The sequence below is a fragment of the Amycolatopsis sp. NPDC049159 genome (assembly GCF_040648295.1).
GTDB classification, from domain to species: Bacteria; Actinomycetota; Actinomycetes; order Mycobacteriales; family Pseudonocardiaceae; genus Amycolatopsis; species Amycolatopsis pretoriensis_A.
This window is the reverse complement of the sequence record NZ_JBEZDL010000005.1, coordinates 306,985-325,628: the sequence shown is the minus strand read 5'-3', so window position 1 is coordinate 325,628 and position 18,644 is coordinate 306,985. Positions and strand designations below refer to the sequence as shown.

Below are 18,644 nucleotides of genomic sequence, written 5' to 3'. Positions count from 1 at the left end.
CCGGTCGGCGGCTGCTGGTACGGATGCTGCTGCGGAGTGGGCCCCGGCCCGATCCACCCGGGCGGCGGCTGCTGCCCGGCCGAATCCGACTCCCAAGCGACCGGCCACCCCTCGGCCGAGCCCAGCTCCCAAGCGACCGGCCGCCCCTCAGCCGAGCCCAGCTCCCAAGCGACCGGCCGCCCCTCAGCCGAGCCCAGCTCCCAAGCGACCGACCGCCCCTCGTCCGAACCCGGCTCCCTAGCGACCTGCGCCCCTTCAGCCGAACCGGGCCCCCAGGCACCCCGCCACCCCTCGGCCGAGCCCGGCTCCCCGGCAAACAGCCACCCGTCGGCCGAGCCCGGCTCCCCGGCAAACAGCCACCCGTCGGCCGAGCCCGGCTCCCCGGCAAACAGCCACCCGTCGGCCGAGCCCGCCCCAGACCCGCCCGGCTGTTCCTGGATCCCCGGCAGTCGGCGATCATCCGGCGTCCCGGCATGACCGCTGCCGTGCCCATGTCCGGCACCATGACCGAAAGCCCGCCGGACCGCCTGCCTCAGCTCATGGACCAGCAAAGCGTGCACCAACCCCGGCTCGGCGAACTCCACCTCCCGCAGCGCCAGCTCGACACCCACCACCGCGTCATCGCACAACCGCCGCGCCTCAGCCACCCCGGTTCCCGTTGCCAGCAACGGGTTCCACGCCCCCGCCGCCGCGTCGGTCGCGTGGTCCTCCACCGCGTCCAGCAGGTGCGCCACGCGCCCGAACAACCGCCCCGCCTCCGCCAGCGGGGCCGCGTTGCCCGGACGGCCGGCCAGTTCAGCCGTCCTGGCGAACGCCGCCGACGTCGCCAGCTCGGCCGGCTCCGTCGCGAGAAGGGGCGAATCGCCGGCCCCGAGAGACCGCTCGATCGAACCCTGACGCTCGACCGCCTCCGTCAGCACCGAAGTGTCGAAGCCGACCCGGCCACCCGTCCGTCCGCCCTGGTCCGCCCAGCGAGCCGCGACCCGGCGGGCCGCGAACGCCACCGGACGCCTGCCGAACGCACCATCACGGTCCTCGACGTGGTCGCCGACCTTCGCCGCCGCCAAGACGAGGGACACCGCCGCCGCGAGCTGGGCGCCTTCGCCTCGGGCCACCGAAGCCGTCCGCATGCCGCGCAGGGGGCACGGGCCCGCTTCCCGACGGCGGTCCGCCTGCGGGGTCTGGGCCTCGACGAGCGCCGAGATGATCAGCCCGTCGTAGTTGGTGACGACCCGGGCCAACTGGCCGTGTTCGTCACGCAGCGTGAGACACAGACCGCACAGGTGCGCCATCCAGTCCGCGTGCAGGCCGGCGGACAGCCGGTGGCGGCACGGCCTGATGATCCCGAACATCCCCAGTTCCCCCTCGATTCCGGACGGTCGGCGCACCTTAGCCCGAACGTGTGGCGCGCGCGGCGGGAGTGCGCGATTCGTGACCGGCCCGGCAGGATGACCGCATGGCCGCACTCCACCCCCCGAAGGTCGAGGTCTTCGACCCCGCCGCGCGCGAGAACATCGACCCGAAGGGCATCCGCCGGGAGGTCGACGAGTACCGCGAGGAGCCGTTCGGCCTGTACCTCGCGCGCCCGGCGCCGGGCCGCGCGCAGTTCCACTACCTCGAGTCGTGGCTGGTGCCCGGGCTCGGCCTCCGCTTCACCGACTTCTGGTTCTCCCCCGGCCACGAACGCGACCAGGACTTCTACCTCGACGTCGTCCGCGTCCGCCGCGACGGCCCGCGCTGGGTCGCCACCGACCTCTACGTCGACATCGTGCTGAAGGACAAGCTGTCGCTGCGGGTGATCGACTCCGACGAGCTCCTCGAGGCCCACGCGGCCGGCCTGGTCACCGCCGAAGACGCCGAGTACGCCCTCACGACGACCTACGCGGCGGTGGAAGGACTCGCCGCGCACGGCTACGACCTCTCGGCCTGGCTGTCCACAAAGGACGTCTCGCTGACCTGGCGACGGCATCCGTAGCCCGCCTCCTCCGAAGTGATGACGCGATCCCGACCGTTGTGATGACGCGCCGGTCCGCCCCGCCGCGCGACCCTTGACCCATCGGCACCGGGCCGGAAGGGGGCAGCGACGTGGTGGTCATCGGCGAGGAGCGGGCGTCCGGCTGTGAGCCGCGTCCCTGGCGGCGGCGCCTGCGCGGTGGTCCGCGGCCGGCGCACGTAGGGTGCGGGAGACCGGGCGCCCGCGAGGAACAGGAGCACGATGGACGCCGTAGCCACGGCCCCCGACCAGGCGAAAGCCGAGCTCGCGCCGTTCGCCCGGCTCCCGGTGCTCCTGCTCGCGGCGGGGACGGCGACGGCGCTGCTGCTCACCGCCGGCCGCTACGGCTACTTCGGGGACGAGCTGTACTTCCTCGCCGCCGCGAAGCACCTGGCCTGGGGCTACGCCGACCAGCCGCCGCTCGTGCCCGCCCTGGCCTGGGTGATGAACACGCTGGCGCCGGGTTCACTGGTCGTGTTCCGCATCCCGGCGATCCTGGCGACCGCCGCCGGGGTCGTCGTCACCGCGCTGACCGCGCGCGAGCTCGGCGGGCAGCGCAAGGCGCAGGCCCGCGCCGCGGCGGCGTACGCGATCTGCGGCCAGTTCGTCGGCAGCGGGCATTACCTGGCGACGTCGACGATCGACCCGCTGCTGTGGACGCTCGTGCTGTGGGTGCTGGTCCGCTGGGTCCGCACCCGGAACGACGCGCTGCTCGTCCGGCTCGGCGTGGTCACGGCGGTGGCACTCAACGGCAAGCTGCTCATCGGCGCGTTCTGGCTGGTGGCGGGGCTGGCGGTGCTCGTGTTCGGGCCGCGCGAGCTGCTGCGCCGCCCGAAGCTCTGGCTGGGGGCGCTGATCGCCGCCGTCTCGCTGGTGCCGACCCTGCTGTGGCAGCGCGCGAACGGCTGGCCGCAGCTCGGCATGGGCGACGCGGTCGGCGCGGAGGTCGACGCCGCGGGCGGCCGCGAGGCCTTCCTCCCGAACCTGCTGACCGGCGCCGGCTGGGTGATCGGCGCACTGGGCGTGCTCTACGGCGTCATCGTGCTGGTCGGGAGCCGGGAGCTGCGGCCCTACCGGTTCCTGGGCTGGACGGCGCTGGGCGTCGTCGCGGTGTTCCTGGTCGCGAACGGGCGGTACTACTACGCGGCCGGGACGTTCGGCGTGCTGTGGGCGGCCGCCGCCGTCCACCTCGAGGCACGGCCGCCGTCGCGGTGGTGGCGGTGGGTGCCGACCTGGCCGGTGTTCGTGCTGTCCGCCCTGTTCAGCCTGCCGTTCACGCTGCCGCTGTGGCCGGCGCACTGGCTCGTCGACCACCCGGGCGCGCCGCGGCCCGCGTACGCCGCCGAGGAGATCGGCTGGCCGGACCTGGCCCACGACGTCGCCGCGCTGTACCGGACAGCGCCGCCGGGCACGGCCGTCGTCACCGGTGGCTACTGGCAGGCGGGAGCGCTCGGGCGGTACGGGCCCGAGCAGGGCCTGCCCGAGGCGTACAGCCCGAGCCGGGGCTTCTGGTACTTCGGCCGTCCGGACGACAGCGCGGGCAACGTGCTCTTCGTCGGCTACGACCCGTCGAAGATCGCGAAGCACTTCGGCAACGCGCGGATCGCCGGGCAGGCCGGCAACCGCCTCGGCGTGCGCAACGCGAGCGAGCACATGCCGGTCTGGCTGCTCACCGGCCGGACCGCGAGCTGGGCCGAGATCTGGCCGCAGCTCAAGGACATGCGCGCTTAGGGCGTCCAGCCGGTGCTCGCCGCCCACTTCTCGGCGCGGGCGAACACGCCGTTGACCCACTCCTGCTTCTCGTCGGCGTAGGCCTCGACCGTGCCGTCCGAGGCGTGCGCCGCGGCCAGGCGGAGCTTCACGTCGCGGTAGTCGTCGCGCTCGTCCGGGTTCGCCCGCAGGAAGTCGCGGAAGAGCAGCGCGAGCCGCCACGCGGGGGTCTCGGTGGACCGGACGTGCAGGTTCACCGGCCGCTTCGGGTCCGCGCCGACGTGCAGGCGCTTGGGCCACGTCCCGGTGCCGTCCTGGGCGTCGTCGCACCAGTCGCCGGTCAGGCGGGGGAACCCGGCGTCGGAGAGCAGCTCCAGGAGCGTGTCCGCGTCGTCCAGGGTGGCCACGGTCAGCTGCAGGTCGAGGATGTCCTTGGCGGGCAGGCCGGGGACGGCGGTCGAGCCGATGTGGTCGGCGCGGCGGGCGAGCTCCCCCGCCGCGGCGCGGACGCGGGCGAGCACGCGCTCGGCCTGCGCCGGCCAGGTCAGGTCGTACTCGGCGATCTTGGGCGACATCGGCGGCCGCGGCCGGCGCAGCCGCACGTTGGCCTCGAACGGCACCAACCGGTCCGCCCACAGCGCGTCGACCTCGGCGAGCACGGCGTCTTCGGCGCCGCCGTTGTCGAGCCAGACGTCGGCGACGGCGCGGCGCTGCTCGGTGCTCGCCTGCGCGCGGATCCGTGCCCGGGCGTCGTCTTCGGGCATCCCGCGTGCCGAGACGAGCCGCCGCACCCGCACCTCGACCGGCGCGTCGACCACGACGACCAGGTGGTATGCCGTCGCGAGACCGTTTTCGACGAGCAGCGGGATGTCGTGGACGATGATCGAGTCCGGCCGCGCGGCCGCCATCAGTTCGCCGGTGCGCGCGCCGACGAGGGGGTGCACGATCGCGTTCAGCCGCCGCCGCGACTCGTCGTCGGCGAACGCCTTCGCGGCCAGCACGGGCCGGTCGAGCGACCCGTCGGCGGCGAGGATTTCGGTCCCGAACTCCTCGACCAGCCGCGCCAGCCCCTCGGTCCCGGGCTCGACCACCTCCCGAGCGATCCGGTCCGAGTCCACGAGAACGGCCCCGTGCTCGTGGAGCCGGTTCGCCACGGTCGACTTGCCGGCCCCGATCCCACCCGTCAACCCCACACGCAACATGCCGATCACCCTAGCCAAGCCCGGCCTGCTCAAGCTGGGTGCCCGGCCGAGCGGCGGAGCCCATCCGGACGGACGGGCGATCCGCAAGCCGATCGTGACGCGTGACTCAACCGATATCCGGACACGCCGTGTTGCTTACCCACCCCGCCCGGCACCGGTGCGTACCGTCCGCGCGACAAGGGTCGCCCACGCGGAGGAACGATGGCGAACAGCAAGCACGTCGGAAAGCACCGGCTCGGCACGCCGGGGCTGGTGCACTGCGTTCGCCACCACCCGGTCGCCGACGCCCTGGCCGACTACCGGCGCACCTGGTTGAGCGCCCTGATGGTCCCGGCCAAGCACAGCTTCGCCGGCCTCCGCCGTAAGGCCCGCGCCGCCGCCTTCGAGCGCATCTGGGTCCCCGCCGTCGTGCCTCGCGCGGCTACGGCGACCGTCCGCGCCGCCTGACCTCGCGGGCACCCGCCGGCGAAACCGTCCGCGCCGCCCGACCCGCGCGCAGCCGATGGCCGCGCCGCCTGACCCACGCGCGACCGCTCGCACCACGGACCCACGCACGGCCGCCGCGACCACCCGCGCCGCACGCGGCCGCCATGACCACCCGATCGGCACGCGTCCGCTGGCATCGCCCGATCCGGCATGCCGCCACCACAGCGGCCTGCGCCGCCTGACCCACGCGGCCACCGGCGAACTGGCCGCGCTGCCCGGCCCCGCGTGCAGCCGCCGGCCGCGCCGCCCGACCCACGCGCGACCGCTCGCACCACGGGACCCACGCACGGCCGCCGCGACCACCCGCGCCGCACGCGGCCGCCATGACCGCCCGCTCGGCACGCGGCCGCTCACATCGCCCGATCCGGCATGCCGCCACCAGGCGGCCTGCGCCTCCTGACCACGCGCGGCCACCGGCGAACTGTCCGCGCTGCCCGGCCCCGCGTGCAGCCGCCGGCCTCGCCAGCCAGCCCGCGCGCAACCACCGCGACCCGCCCACGCCGCTCCCCGCCCCCGCACGGCCACCCGCGAAACCGTCCCCGCCGACCCCGCGTGCAGCCGCCGGCCTCGCCAGCCAGCCCGCGCGCAACCACCGCGACCCGCCCACGCCGCTCCCCGCCCCCGCGCGGCCACCGGCGAAACCGTCCCCGCGCATGGACGAGCGCGGTCAGTGGGCGGTTTCGTGCGTCTCGATCACGATCTCCGACGACAGCGTGCGGTGCACCGGGCACTTGTCCGCGATCACCATCAGCTTCGCGCGCTGCTCGTCGTCGAGCTCACCCTCCAGCTCGATCTCCCGCGTGATCCGGCTGAGCAACCCGATCTCGGTCTCGCAGTGCTCGCAGTCGCGGGCGTGGATGCGGTCGTGGCGGAGGCGGATCGTCGCCCTGGTCAGCGGGATGCCCTTGCGGTCGGCGTACATCCGCAGCGTGATCGCCGTGCACGAACCCAGCGATGCCAGCAGCAGCTCGTACGGGTTCGGGCCCGCGTCGGCGCCGCCGGCCGCGATCGGTTCGTCGGCCAGCAGGGTGTGGGTGGCCGTGGTGATCTGCTGTGTGTACGTGCCGTCGCCGGTTGCGGTGACGACTACCGTGCCGGGGTCGGGCATCGGGTCAGTCCTCCCAGGGTGATTCTTCGATCGTGGTCACGAAGTCCTGCCGGACGAAGCCTGGCACGAAGCGGGCGAGAACATCGGCTTTGACGTTGCCGAAGGTCGTGTCGGGCCGGTCACGGATGCCTTCGGTGAACGCCGCGAGGATGCGCCGCTTGAAGTCCGGGCGCGGGTGCGCCGCCACGATGGCGGCCCGGTCCGCCGCGGGCAGGTCGTGGTAGCCGATGCCGAGGACGTCGTACTCGACGCCCGCCGTCACCAGGGCGATCTCGGGTTCCATGTGCTCCGGGATGCCCGGGGTGGTGTGCAGGGCGATGGCCGTCCACGCGATCCGCGCGCGGTCGGGGTCGGCGCCGTGGGTGAGCAGGAAGCGGCGGGCCTCGTCGGCGCCGTCGAGCTCGAAGCGGCGGTCGGTGCGGTGGCCGTCGACGAGGCCGAGGTCGTGGAACAGCGCGGCGACGTAGAGCAGCTCGTCGTCGAACTCGAGGCCGCGCCGCCGGCCTTGCAGGGCGCCGAAGAGGTAGACGCGGGCCGAGTGGTCGTACAGCAGCGGGCCGGCGGTGTCGCGGACGTACTCGGCGGCTTCGCGGGCGAGGGCGGTGTCAGGGACTTCAAGGGTCATGACACCGACGATGCCTGCCCGCGCGGTGCTCGGACCTGCGTCCAGCGGACGGGAATACCGCAATTCCGGACATCGGACGCATTCCCAAGACGCGCCGGATATCGTATCTTCTGCTGCGGGTGGGCCGCCCGGACGCCGTCCGCGCCGGGCTGCCGTGAAGGGGGTGCGCCGATGGCCACCAGGCACTTGCCGATGCGCCCGGCCGACCAGGGCAGCCGAGAGCGCTTTCTCGACGCGGCGCTCTCGGTGCTGGTGAACCGGGGTGTCCCGAGCTTGACCGTGCGCGGGGTCGCCGAGGCCGCCGGCGCGTCGACGATCTCCGTGTACGCCCGCTTCGGCGGCCGCTCGGGTCTGCTCGACGCCCTGTACGAGCGCACTTTCGACTCGCTGCGGGAGATGCTCGAAACCCTGCCGCCGTCGAGCTCGGACGGTCTGGCGGACCTGCTGCACCTGGCGCTCGAGTACCGGCACTTCGCCCGGGAGAGCCCGGCCCGCTACGCGCTGATGTTCGAGCGCCCGGTCCCCGGCTTCGACCCGGACCCGGCGCTGCGCTCGGCCGTGCTGCGGACGACGTTCCGGATGTTCATCGAGCGCGTCCAGCGGGTCTCCCCGCCGGGAACGGACGCCCAGGCCGCCGCGTACCAGCTGTGGACCGCGATGCACGGGCTCGTGGGCTCGGAGCTGATGCTGGCTTCGCGGACCCCGCTGACGGACTGGTTCATCCCGCCGACCGAAGAGGCCAACGAAGCGGTGTACCGCCAGGGCGTCTCCGCGATGATGCGCGGCCTCGGCCTGCGCTGAACCGCTGCGCCGCTGAAACCCAGGCTCCGGAAACGACGGAACCCCCGGTCCGAAGTGGACCGGGGGTTCCGTCGTTCAGCTCGGAGAGCTAGTGCTCACGCACCGCCGGAGAGCTTCTCGCGGAGCGCCGCGAGCTGCTCGTCGGAGGCGAGGGTGCCACCGCTGCTCTTCGTGTCGGCCGGAGCCGAACCCGAGGTGTAGCTTTCCGCGCCACCCTCGATGCCGGTCGCGGCGTCCGCGGCGGCCTCGGCGTCGGCCTCGACGGCCTTGACGACCTGCTTCATGTGGGCCTCGTAACGAGTGTGCGCCTCGGCGTACTGGCGCTCCCACTCCTCACGCTGCTTGTCGAAGCCTTCCTGCCACTCCTGGGTGTCCGGGTCGAAGCCTTCGGGGTAGATGTAGTTGCCCTCGGCGTCGTACTCGGCGGCCATGCCGTACTGGGTCGGGTCGAACTCGGTGTCCGGCGTGACACCCTCGTTCGCCTGCTTCAGCGACAGCGAGATGCGACGGCGCTCGAGGTCGATGTCGATGACCTTGACCATGACGTCGCCGTTGACCTGGACGACCTGCTCCGGGATCTCCACGTGGCGCTCGGCCAGCTCGGAGATGTGGACCAGACCCTCGATGCCCTCTTCGACGCGCACGAACGCACCGAACGGAACCAGCTTGGTGACCTTGCCCGGCACGATCTGGCCGATCGCGTGGGTGCGGGCGAACTGGCGCCACGGGTCTTCCTGGGTCGCCTTCAGCGACAGCGAGACGCGCTCGCGGTCCATGTCGACGTCCAGGACCTCGACCGTGACCTCCTGGCCGACCTCGACGACCTCGGACGGGTGGTCGATGTGCTTCCAGGACAGCTCGGAAACGTGCACCAGGCCGTCGACGCCACCCAGGTCCACGAAGGCACCGAAGTTGACGATGGACGACACGACGCCCTTGCGGACCTGGCCCTTGGCGAGCGCGTTGAGGAACTCGCTGCGCACCTCGGACTGGGTCTGCTCGAGGTAGGCGCGGCGGGACAGGACCACGTTGTTGCGGTTCTTGTCCAGCTCGATGATCTTCGCCTCGAGCTCGCGGCCGACGTACGGCTGCAGGTCGCGGACGCGGCGCATCTCGACCAGGGACGCGGGGAGGAAGCCGCGCAGGCCGATGTCCAGGATGAGGCCGCCCTTGACGACCTCGATGACGGTGCCCTTGACGGGCTCGTCCTTCTCCTTGAGCTCCTCGATCGTGCCCCAGGCGCGCTCGTACTGCGCGCGCTTCTTGGACAGGATCAGACGGCCTTCCTTGTCCTCCTTCTGGAGGACCAGGGCTTCGACCTCATCGCCGACGGTGACAACCTCAGCCGGGTCGACATCGTGCTTGATGGAGAGCTCACGCGAGGGGATGACACCCTCGGTCTTGTAGCCGATGTCGAGCAGGACCTCGTCGCGGTCGACCTTGACGATCGTGCCTTCGACGATGTCGCCATCGTTGAAGTACTTGATCGTCTTGTCGATAGCCGCGAGGAAGTCTTCCTCCGACCCGATGTCGTTGATGGCGACCTGCGGGGCCCCGGTGGGGGCGGTCGGGGCGGTGGCGGTGTCGGTGGTCATTAGGCGGGTTGCTCCGGTGGATGGAATCGAGGGTTGGCAGTTGTCGGCGCGAATGGGTGCATGCGACGACCCTGCGAGCAAACGTCCACCAGTGAACGACCGCGGCATGACCCGCATACGGTGCGCGACCCGAGTCCCAACCAGAAGCTGAGCGGAAGGCAGCGCGAACCCACTGCGCTAACACTTATCCTACGCGGCGGTCGCCGGGCGGCACAATCAGGGTCCCCGCCGCTCGCTAAGGTCCTCGCGGAAGCAAACCCCCAGGGACCGGAGACCACCATCATGCCACCGGAGGAGCCGCCCGCGCCGGGGCGCCACGACGCGGCCGAGCACCACCTGGGCACCGCCGCCGTCGCCTACCGCGAGGTCGGCGGGCCGGAGGCCGCGGCGGCCAACCTCGCCTGGTGGGACGCCGACGCCGACGACTACCAGGCCGAGCACGGCGGCTTCCTCGGCGACGCCGACTTCGTCTGGTGCCCGGAGGGCGTGCGGGAGGCGGAGGCCCGGCTGCTCGGCGACGTCCGCGGCAAGCGCGTGCTGGAGGTCGGCTGCGGGCAGGCCGCGTGCTCGCGCTGGCTGACCGAGCAGGGCGCGCACGCCGTGGCGACCGACCTCTCCGCCGGCATGCTGCGCCACGCCCGCGAAGGCAACGAGCGCACCGGCCTCGCCGTGCCGCTCGTGCAGGCCAACGCCGAGTACCTGCCGCTGGCGACCGGCAGCTTCGACGCGGCCTGCTCGGCCTTCGGCGCGATCCCCTTCGTCGCTTCGGTCGACGCGGTCTTCGCCGAGGTGCACCGGGTGCTGCGGGCCGGCGCGCCGTGGGTGTTCTCGGTGACTCACCCGATGCGGTGGATCTTCCCGGACGACCCGGGCCCGCTGGGGCTCACCGCCACCCAGCCCTACTTCGACCGGACGCCGTACGTCGAGGTCGACGACGAGGGCACCGCCACCTACGTCGAGTACCACCACACCCTCGGCGACTACGTCCGGGCGCTGGCCGCGGCCGGGTTCGCGCTGACCGACCTGGTCGAGCCCGAGTGGCCGGCCGGGCACACGCGGGAGTGGGGCCAGTGGAGCCCCCTGCGCGGGAAGCTCTTCCCCGGCACGGCGATCTTCCGCACGCGCCGCTCGTGAGCTCCCTGGAGGAGCAGCAGAACGCGCGGTTCGCCGCGCTCGACCCGCTGCTGCCGCCGATCGCCGCCCCGCCCGCGGTGAGCGAGCCGCTGCTGGTGACCACCGGCGGCCGCAAGGCGGGCGGCCTGCTCGCCCACCACGTGCACCCGGCGGGCTCGTGGCCGACGCTGTGGGGCCCGTCGGAGATCTGGGACCTGACCCCGGTGCCGGGCGACAGCGGCGCGGCGGGACTGGCCGCGCTGCTCGACGCTTGGCGCGAGCGGCTGCGCGGGACGAGCCCGAGCGCGGACTCGGGCTGCACGGTGGCCTGGCCGAGCCGCGACACCGAGGCGTCGGCGGTCCTGCTGGCCCACGGCTTCGCGCCGTCGACGTGCCTGGCGGTGCGGCCGCCGGACCCGCCGGCGGAACCCGGGCCGGCGCGGGTCACCGTCCGCCGCGCCGGGGACGGCGACGTCGAAGCCCTGACCGACCTGCGGCTGGCCGAGTGGCGGTACACGTCGCTGGTCGGCACCGCCGTCCAGCGGCCGGGCGCGCGGCCGCTGCTGCGCGCGGAGGTCGTCCGCGCGCTGCGCTTCTCCGGCCTGGTGTGGCTCGCGGAGGACGACGGCGTGCCGGCCGGGCTGGCCGCGTGCGCGCTGGCCGCCCCGGCGCCGGGCGACAGCATCCACGGGCGGCTGCGGCCGGGGCGCTGGGGGTACGTCGACACGCTGTCGGTCGCGCCCGCGGCGCGCGGCGGCGGGGTGGGCCGGGCGCTGATGGCGGCGGCGCACCGGGAACTGCTCCGGCCGGACGCGCTCGGGACGTTCCTCTTCTACCACCCGCCGAACCCGCTGTCCCCGGTGTTCTGGCACCGGCAGGGCTATCGTCCACTGTGGACCATGTGGATCCGGCGCCCCGCCTGGTCCTGATCGCGAGGGGGAACCCCATGGACATCGCCGAGCCGCTGCTCGCGGCCCACCAGGCGCGGTTCGCGGCGGTCGACGCGCTGCTCCCGCCCGCCGCACCGCCTGCCGAGGGCGAGCGGCTGGACGCGGCCACCGCGGCCGGCACCCAGGTGACCGGCGTCCTCCAACGGCAGCGGTTCGGCCCCGGCGACGTCCCGATGCTGTGGTCGGCCGCCGACACCTGGCAGCTCTTCCCCTACTTCGGCGACACCGGCACCGAGGGCGTCGACGTGCTGCTGCGTGCGCTGCGGGGCCGGCTGGACGCGGAGGCGACCGGCGACGACTCGGCGTGCGTCGTCCTCTGGCCGAGCCGGGACGCGGAGGCGATCCGCGCCTTCCTCGACCACGGCCTGGTCCCGCTGTCGGCGGTCGCGGTGCGGACCGCTCCCCCGGGTGCGGCGGACCCCGCGGTCACCGTCCGCCGCGCCGGGCCGGCCGACCACGCCGCCGCGGTGGCGCTGGCCGAGGCGACCTTCGACTACACCGGCCTCGTGGCCGCGCCCCGCCGGGCCAACACCGCGGACCTGCTGGGGCCGGGCCTGCGAGCCGCGCTCGACGAGGACGAACCGCCCGTCTGGCTGGCCGAAGAGAACGGCGGGATCCGGGCGCTCGCGCACTGCGCGTGGGTGGATTCGACGCCGGGGAGCGAGGCGGGCGAGCTGCTCCCGACCGGCCGCTGGGGGTACGTGAACAACGTCGTGACCGCGCCGGGCGAGCGCGGGAGCGGCTTCGGCCGGGCGCTGATGGCCCACGTGCACCGGGAGCTCCACCGCGGCGGCGCCACCCGCACGTACCTCTACTACAACCCGACCAACCCGCTGGCCTCGGTGTTCTGGCACCGGCAGGGCTATCGTCCGCTGTGGACGAGCTGGGAAGTGCGCCCGGCGTCGGCGCTCCGGTGAATCACTCGCTCGTGTGACGTGCGTCCGGTGATCTTGCTCCAACCTCCCGTCGGGACTACGTTTTTGAACTGACCGGTCAGTTCAAAAGTTCGCGAAGCGGGAGAAATCGTGCAGGTCCGAGCCGATCGCGTGTCCCTCGAAGGGCACCACGGCACCTTGTTACCGCCCACCTCGCTGACGTTCGGCGAAGGCGACCTGGCGATCGTGCACGGCGAACCCGGCGTCGGCGTCACGGCGTTCGGCCTGGCGCTGGCCGGGCGGCTCAAGCCGACCACCGGCACGGTGCACGCCGAGGGCGTCGACGCGGGCCTGACCGAGCTCGTCGCGGTCGTCGACGCGCCGGACGTCAGCGAACCCGACGACGCCCTGCCCCTGCGCGTGGTCGCCGGCGAGGAGCTCGCGCTGGCGCACCGCCCGGCGGGCAAGGAGGACGTCGCCCGGTGGCTCGGCGAGCACGACGCCGCGCCGTTCGCGGGCACGCGGTTCGAGAACCTCGCGCCCACCCTGCGCACCCGGCTGCTGACCGAGCTGGCCGCGGAGCGCAAGGGCGTGCGCGTGCTCGTCCTCGACACCCCGGACCGGCACACCAGCGACGTCGACAGCTGGGCCGGGCTCGCGCGCGAGCTGGCCGGGCGCGGTCTCGCCGTCGTCGTGCTGACCGCGACCACCCCGCTGTCCGCGCTCCCCTTCCCGCCCGCGCGCCTCGGCGCCGCCGAGCAGCCGGAGCCGCAGCACCACGCCCCCGCACCCGCCGAAGAGCTCCCCGAGAGCACTGACGAGGTCTCCGAATGAACGCCTTCCGCATCGCGCGCAACGAGCTGCGCCGCCTGTCCACCGGCACGATGCCGAAGCTCGCGCTGGTCGCGCTCGTGCTGGTACCGCTGCTCTACGCGTCCTTCTACCTCTACGCGAACTACGACCCGTACGGCCGGCTCGACAAGCTGCCCGCCGCGGTCTTCACCAGCGACAGCGGCGCGAAGGATGCGAGCGGGCAGCAGCGCAACGTCGGCCGCGAGGTGACCGACGAGCTGGTCAAGTCCGGCACCTTCCAGTGGCACGAGGTGTCCGAGCAGGAGGCCCGCGACGGCGTCCGCGACGACAAGTACTCGTTCGCCATCGGCATCCCGAGCGGCTTCTCCGCCGCGCTGCTGTCGGTCGGCAACTTCCAGCCGCAGCAGGCGACGATCACGCTGACCACCAACGACGCCAACAACTACCTGTCCGGCACGATCGCGAAGCAGGTCGCCGAGCAGGTGCGCAAGACGATCGCGGAGAAGGTCGGCAGCGAGGCAGCGGACCGGTTCCTGGTCGGCTTCTCCACGATCTACGCGAAGATCCAGGAGGCTTCGACCGGCGCGTCCCAGCTCGCCGACGGCGCCACGCAGCTCAAGACGGGGCAGCAGAAGCTGGCCGACGGCGCGGCGAAGCTCGCGGACGGCTCGTCGACGCTGGCGACCGGCCTGGGCACGATCAAGAGCGGCACCGCTTCCCTGCCGTCGCAGACGCAGCAGCTCGCGAACGGCGCTTCGCAGGTGGCCGCCGGGGACCAGAAGGTCGCCGACGCGGCTTCGATCGCCGCGACGGCGTCGTCGGACATCCAGGGCAAGCTCGACTCCTACCGCAGCCAGCTGCAGACCGACCTGCGCGACGCCGGCGTGCCGGAGACGCAGGTGCAGGCGATCCTCGCGAAGGCCGACCAGCTGCGCTCCCCCGTCGACCAGGCCAACGGCAAGATCCAGCAGGCCAACGGCGACCTCGCGAAGCTGGCCGACGGCGCCCGCCAGGTGTCCGACGGCGCGGCCAAGCTCGCGGCGGCGTCCCCGCAGCTGGCGAGCGGCATCGCACAGGCGTCCGACGGGGCGAACCAGCTGCGTGACGGCGCTTCGCAGCTCAACGACGGCGAGAAGACCGCCGTCAACGGCACGAACCAGCTCGCGGACGGCGCGGTGAAGCTGCGCGACGGGCTGGCGGCCGGGCTCCAGCAGATCCCGAACCCGGACGACCCGACCCGCACCGCGACGGCCACCACGATCGCGGACCCGGTGGCGGTGAACGCCAACGGCGAGGCGTCGGCGGGGACGTACGGCGCGGGGCTGGCCCCGTTCTTCATCTCGCTGGCCACGTGGATCGGCGCGTTCGTGCTGTTCCTGATCCTGCGCCCGCTCTCGACGCGGGCCCTGACGGCGGGCGCGGCCCCGTTCCGCGTCGCGGTGGGCGGCTGGCTGTCCTCGGCGCTGCTGGGCATCGCGCAGGTGGTCGTCCTCTTCGGCGCGGTGACGTGGCTGGTCGGCATCCACATCGCCCACCCGCTGGGCGCGATCGGATTCGCGGTGCTGGTGTCGCTGACGTTCACGTCGGTCGTGCACGCGCTCAACGCGTTCTTCGGCGCGGTCGGCAAGTTCCTCGGCCTGGTGCTGCTGGTGCTGCAGCTGGTCAGCGCGGGCGGCACGTTCCCCTGGCAGACGATCCCGGACGCGCTGTACCCGCTGCACGTGGCGCTCCCGATGGGCTACGCGATCGACGGCTTCCGCCACCTGTTCTACAGCGGCGCGACGGTGAACCTGCTCGGCGACATCGGCGTGCTGCTGGCCTACCTGGTGGGCGGGATCCTGGTGTCCACGCTGGCCGCGCGCAAACGTCGCGTTTGGACGGTGTCCGCGCTCAAGCCCGAACTGAGCCTGTGAGCGGCGGGACGAAGCAGAAGCTCTTCGAGGCCACATTGGAGCTCTCGAAGAGCCGGGGCCTCGTCGGCCTGACGGTCGACGACATCGCGGCGGCGGCCGGGGTCGCGAAGGGGACGGTGTACTACAACTTCGGCTCGAAGGACGGCCTCGTCGACGCGCTCCTGCGGTACGGCGTCGACATGCTCGCTCTCCGGTTGCGCTCCGCCGTTTCGGACGCGGACCCGCTGGCGGTGATCGAGGCGCAGGTCGACACGACGCTGGAGTTCATCGCGCAGTACCCGGGGTTTTCGCAGATCCTGGTGAGCGAGCTGTGGCGGACGCCGGGCCAGTGGCACGGGACGCTTTCGCTGCTGCGCGAGGAGATCATCTCGATCGTGAAGCAGCAGCTGTCCCGGTTGGAGTCGGCGGGGCGCCTGCCGGAGGGAGTGGAGATCCCGACGGCGGCGGCGGGACTGTTCGGGACCATGCTGGTGGTGGCGCTGGACTGGCAGGTGTTCGGACCACAGCGGACCCGGGCGGAGGTCCGGGATGCGGTGATGGTGCTGATCCGGGGTCTGGGGCGGCGGTAGCTCAGCCTGGCCCGCGGGGGCGCCCCCGTTTTCCACGCTACCGGGCGGCACCGACAATTCCGTGGGGCGAAAGCCGTGAAGGTCACCTTGAGGAACGCAGAGTTCCTGGAGGTGGCCTTCACGAAACTTGAGGTCAGCCGCGGTCTTCCGGGCGGGCTCGGACCGCTGCCGCTCGCGGTTCGGCAACGCCCGCACAAGGCATGTTCGAGCGCGGCCGTCTCGGGGTGGTTGGTTCAGCCGCGTGAGGTGGCCGAGCTTGGTGTGGTCGCGGCCGGGGCCACAACGGACTGCTCAGCCGCGGTCCTCCGGACGGGCCCGGACCGCTGCCACTCACCGTTCCCAACGCCCGCACAAGCCGTGGTCCCGCGCGGCCGTCTCGGGTGATCGGCTCAGCCGAGTGAAGTGGCCGAGCCTGATGCGGTCGCGGACGGGCGCCGGAACTGACGGCTCAGCCGCGGTCTTCCAACCGCGCCCGGACCGCTGCCGCGTACGTGTCCACCGCCGTGGCCGCTGCCGTCAGCTCGCACGGGCCGTCGATCAGCAGGCGCTTCGCCGGGACGTACGCCTGGTCCAGTTCCGGGTCGCTCTCCAGCCCGTGCTCGCGGGCCAGCTCGTTGTCGCCCGCCAGGCGCGCTCGGAGTTCCTCGCGGCGGGCCATCAAGCCGTCCAGGACCGCGCGCTGGCGGCGGCCGTCCTCGACCGCTGGGGCTACCGCGTGCTCGTGGCTGTCGATGTGGCGCTCCACCCACTCCGCGTCGCCGTCGACCTCCGCCGAACGCAGCTGCTTCAGCGCGCCGCGGAGGCGGTGGGCGCGGGCCGGGAGCATGGCCACGCCCGTGAAGCGCGTCGCCACGCGCAGCTGGTACGCCTCGATCTCCGCGAGCTCCGCCACCGCCTGCGTCAGCACCTCGAGGCGGCCGGCGAGGTCGTCCGGGGCCGGGCGGGCCGCCGCCGTGCCCGCGCGGACCGCCGCCACTCCCGGGGACGACTCCTCGCGGAAACCCAGCAGCAGGCGCAGTCCCAGCTCGGCCGCGCGGCCGGCCAGCGGGGCGAGCACCTCGCCGACCAGGCGGTCGGGTTCGGCGGAGTCGTCGATCGCGTCGACGACCAGGGTGCGGCCGGCGACCCCGTTCGTCAGCCGGTCGGCGATGCGGTGGCGGACGGCGTCGGCGGTGCGGCCGGTCGCGTCGACGGCCAGGTCGACGCTGCCCGCCGGCGGCATCTGCCCGAACGCGGGCGGCAGGCCGGCCACGCCGAGCGAACGTTCGCGGTCGGCCAGGACGATGCCGAACCGCAGGGCCGCCGCCACCGGTGAGCCCGCCTCGCCGGTGTCGACCACCCAGACCGTGCCGGGCTCGGCCTTCGCGAACCAGTCCGCGACGCGCTGCACGAACGAGACGTCGACGGCTTCCCCGACCGGGCGCGAAAAGCTGGCGTCGACGGCGGGGCTGCCGGACGTCCAGATGCTCAGCTGCGGCAGGTGGCCGAGCATGGTTTCGACGGGCACCATCCACGTCCCGGTGTCCTTGCCCACGACCACGCCGACGACGTGGCCGGTCGCCTCGTCGAGCACCGCCGTGCCGCCGAAGCCGGGGCCGAGCGGTTCGGCTTCGGCGGTGCGGAACAGGCGGACCCACTCGCCGCCGGTCGGTTCCGGGGCGCCGAGCCGGGCGTGCGTCCACCGGCCGACCGAGCCGGGCGGGAAGCCGAACGCGCGCACGAGCTGGTGCTCGCCCAGCGGCATGCGGTGCAGCGGCGCGCGGAACACGCGCGATTCGGGGCGGTCCAGGCGCAGCAGGGCGAGATCGCCGTGCCCGCCACCGTCGGAGGGCACCCAGCAGCCTTCGACGACGGTCGCGGTGCCGGGCAGTGCCTCGGCCAGGCCGACGAAGTCGACGGTCAGCGCGGACCTCGGCCCGCCGGCCGTCTCGACGACGTGCGCGCTCGTCAGCACGTGGTACTCGTCCAGTACCGTGCCCGCCCCGCACACCCGGCCGAGTTCGTCGTGCAGCCGGACCCGCCAGCGTCGTCGCTCACGCTCGAACCCCATTCGGCGGACCCTACGCCGTGATCGCCGCGCCTCGGGCGCCGACCTCCCTACCCAGCGGTAATAGCTCACCCGAACGGAGTCCTCCGTTCGTCGCAATGCCAACGGTTTTCGTGCGCGGATGACTGAACGAGCCCCCGGGGAGACCGCTCAGCGGGACCGACTGCTCGCTGAGCGGTCTGCCCGAAAGATCACCAGACACTGCACCGGCAAACCCGTCAAACCCGGCCGAACACCCAGCTGCCCGGCGCGGCCGGGTCGTCGCCCGCCCAGAACTCGTACCAGTGGCCGGTGAACTCGTCGTGGGAAAGCCGGCCGTCGCCGTCGGTGTCGAGCAGCGCGAACGCGTCGCCGGTGGACGTCGTGGCGCCGCTCCACGCCTCGATCATCCGGTGGTACTCCGCCGCCGAGATCGCGCCGTCGCCGTTTTCGTCGACCGCTTCGAACATCGCCGCGGCCGTGCCGGTGACGGCGCCCGGCATCTGCGGGAGTTCGTCGACGACACCGAGGACCTCGTCGAGGGAGACCTTGCCGTCGCGGTCGCGGTCGGACGCCGCACGCAGGGTCGCCCACCAGCCCATCATGATCGCGGCGAGCTTCTCGCCGTCGGGGCTGCCGCCGTCGGTGCCGCGCACGTCGAGCCACCTCGCCGTGAGCGCCCGGAAATCGGACTCGGTCAGATACCCGTCGTCGTCGGCGTCGAGGGCGCCGAAGACGACGGAGATCTTGCGTCGCTGGAAGTCACTGGCCATGCCGCCAGCTTCGTCGCGGCGAACGGCATCCGACGACGGCCGCCCGGGTGCTCCCGCGCCACGACCCGGTGATCCGGGTCGCGACGCAGAGT

At 73.2% G+C, this 18,644-nt stretch carries 16 protein-coding genes and 1 pseudogene; 10 read left to right on the top strand and 7 right to left on the bottom strand.

The window, feature by feature from the left end; all coding sequences use genetic code 11:
* Positions 1-497 precede the first annotated feature (497 nt).
* Positions 498-1,352 (bottom strand): annotated as a pseudogene (locus AB0B33_RS12490) (DUF5685 family protein); the annotation flags it as partial.
* Positions 1,353-1,456: 104 nt separating this feature from the next.
* On the opposite strand from AB0B33_RS12490, the gene AB0B33_RS12485 reads away from it, so the two are divergent.
* Both AB0B33_RS12485 and AB0B33_RS12480 read left to right on the top strand, forming a co-directional pair.
* Positions 1,457-1,975 (top strand): DUF402 domain-containing protein, encoded by a 519-nt coding sequence (locus tag AB0B33_RS12485; protein WP_247021373.1) that lies wholly within the window; start codon positions 1,457-1,459, stop codon positions 1,973-1,975.
* A gap of 240 nt (positions 1,976-2,215) precedes the next feature.
* Positions 2,216-3,724 (top strand): glycosyltransferase family 39 protein, encoded by a 1,509-nt coding sequence (locus AB0B33_RS12480; RefSeq protein ID WP_360770187.1) that lies wholly within the window; start codon positions 2,216-2,218, stop codon positions 3,722-3,724.
* Here the strand turns inward: AB0B33_RS12480 and coaE are convergent.
* The gene (gene coaE, locus AB0B33_RS12475; protein WP_360770185.1) at positions 3,721-4,905 is read right to left on the bottom strand and encodes a dephospho-CoA kinase; all 1,185 of its coding nucleotides are present in this window, start codon (positions 4,903-4,905) and stop codon (positions 3,721-3,723) included. The genes AB0B33_RS12480 and coaE overlap by 4 nt on opposite strands.
* Before the next feature lie 201 nt (positions 4,906-5,106).
* Between coaE and AB0B33_RS12470 the strand changes: the two genes are divergently transcribed.
* The gene (locus AB0B33_RS12470; RefSeq protein ID WP_360770182.1) at positions 5,107-5,352 is read left to right on the top strand and encodes a hypothetical protein; all 246 of its coding nucleotides are present in this window, start codon (positions 5,107-5,109) and stop codon (positions 5,350-5,352) included.
* A 706-nt stretch (positions 5,353-6,058) separates the two neighbouring features.
* Here AB0B33_RS12470 and AB0B33_RS12465 read toward each other — a convergent pair.
* A complete protein-coding gene (locus AB0B33_RS12465; protein WP_360770180.1) occupies positions 6,059-6,499 on the bottom strand; it encodes an OsmC family protein in 441 nt (146 codons plus the stop codon).
* Between the two features lie 4 nt (positions 6,500-6,503).
* The gene (locus AB0B33_RS12460) at positions 6,504-7,124 is read right to left on the bottom strand and encodes an HD domain-containing protein (protein WP_360770177.1); all 621 of its coding nucleotides are present in this window, start codon (positions 7,122-7,124) and stop codon (positions 6,504-6,506) included.
* A gap of 171 nt (positions 7,125-7,295) precedes the next feature.
* On the opposite strand from AB0B33_RS12460, the gene AB0B33_RS12455 reads away from it, so the two are divergent.
* Positions 7,296-7,925 carry a TetR/AcrR family transcriptional regulator gene (locus AB0B33_RS12455; RefSeq protein WP_247021362.1) on the top strand — a complete coding sequence of 210 codons (630 nt, stop codon included), beginning with the start codon at positions 7,296-7,298 and terminating at the stop codon, positions 7,923-7,925.
* Between the two features lie 95 nt (positions 7,926-8,020).
* Here the strand turns inward: AB0B33_RS12455 and rpsA are convergent, their stop codons facing one another.
* Positions 8,021-9,520, bottom strand: a complete 1,500-nt coding sequence (gene rpsA, locus AB0B33_RS12450) for a 30S ribosomal protein S1 (protein WP_247021360.1) — start codon at positions 9,518-9,520, stop codon at positions 8,021-8,023.
* A gap of 282 nt (positions 9,521-9,802) precedes the next feature.
* On the opposite strand from rpsA, the gene AB0B33_RS12445 reads away from it, so the two are divergent.
* The 6 genes from AB0B33_RS12445 to AB0B33_RS12420 all read left to right on the top strand — a co-directional run bounded on the left by AB0B33_RS12445 (position 9,803) and on the right by AB0B33_RS12420 (position 15,753).
* Positions 9,803-10,654, top strand: coding sequence for a class I SAM-dependent methyltransferase (locus AB0B33_RS12445; RefSeq protein WP_360770173.1), 852 nt, complete (start codon positions 9,803-9,805; stop codon positions 10,652-10,654).
* On the top strand, positions 10,651-11,562 hold the full coding sequence (locus tag AB0B33_RS12440) for a GNAT family N-acetyltransferase (RefSeq protein WP_360770170.1): 912 nt from the start codon (positions 10,651-10,653) through the stop codon (positions 11,560-11,562). The genes AB0B33_RS12445 and AB0B33_RS12440 overlap by 4 nt, the downstream gene beginning before the upstream one ends.
* Before the next feature lie 17 nt (positions 11,563-11,579).
* The gene (locus tag AB0B33_RS12435) at positions 11,580-12,500 is read left to right on the top strand and encodes a GNAT family N-acetyltransferase (RefSeq protein WP_247021355.1); all 921 of its coding nucleotides are present in this window, start codon (positions 11,580-11,582) and stop codon (positions 12,498-12,500) included.
* Between the two features lie 108 nt (positions 12,501-12,608).
* Entirely contained in the window at positions 12,609-13,292 is a 684-nt protein-coding gene (locus tag AB0B33_RS12430) for an ABC transporter ATP-binding protein (protein ID WP_360770167.1), read from the top strand.
* Entirely contained in the window at positions 13,289-15,184 is a 1,896-nt protein-coding gene (locus AB0B33_RS12425) for a YhgE/Pip domain-containing protein (protein WP_360770165.1), read from the top strand. Before AB0B33_RS12430 ends, AB0B33_RS12425 begins: the two co-directional genes overlap by 4 nt.
* Positions 15,181-15,753: a TetR/AcrR family transcriptional regulator gene (locus AB0B33_RS12420; protein ID WP_247021350.1), complete on the top strand. Its 573-nt coding sequence runs from the start codon at positions 15,181-15,183 to the stop codon at positions 15,751-15,753. The genes AB0B33_RS12425 and AB0B33_RS12420 overlap by 4 nt, the downstream gene beginning before the upstream one ends.
* A 448-nt stretch (positions 15,754-16,201) precedes the next feature.
* On the opposite strand, the gene AB0B33_RS12415 is transcribed toward AB0B33_RS12420, so the two are convergent.
* Complete coding sequence (locus AB0B33_RS12415) at positions 16,202-17,803, bottom strand: trypsin-like peptidase domain-containing protein (RefSeq protein WP_360770162.1); 1,602 nt, start codon at positions 17,801-17,803, stop codon at positions 16,202-16,204.
* Positions 17,804-18,018: 215 nt separating this feature from the next.
* Entirely contained in the window at positions 18,019-18,552 is a 534-nt protein-coding gene (locus AB0B33_RS12410; protein WP_360770160.1) for an EF-hand domain-containing protein, read from the bottom strand.
* Between the last annotated feature and the right edge of the window lie 92 nt (positions 18,553-18,644).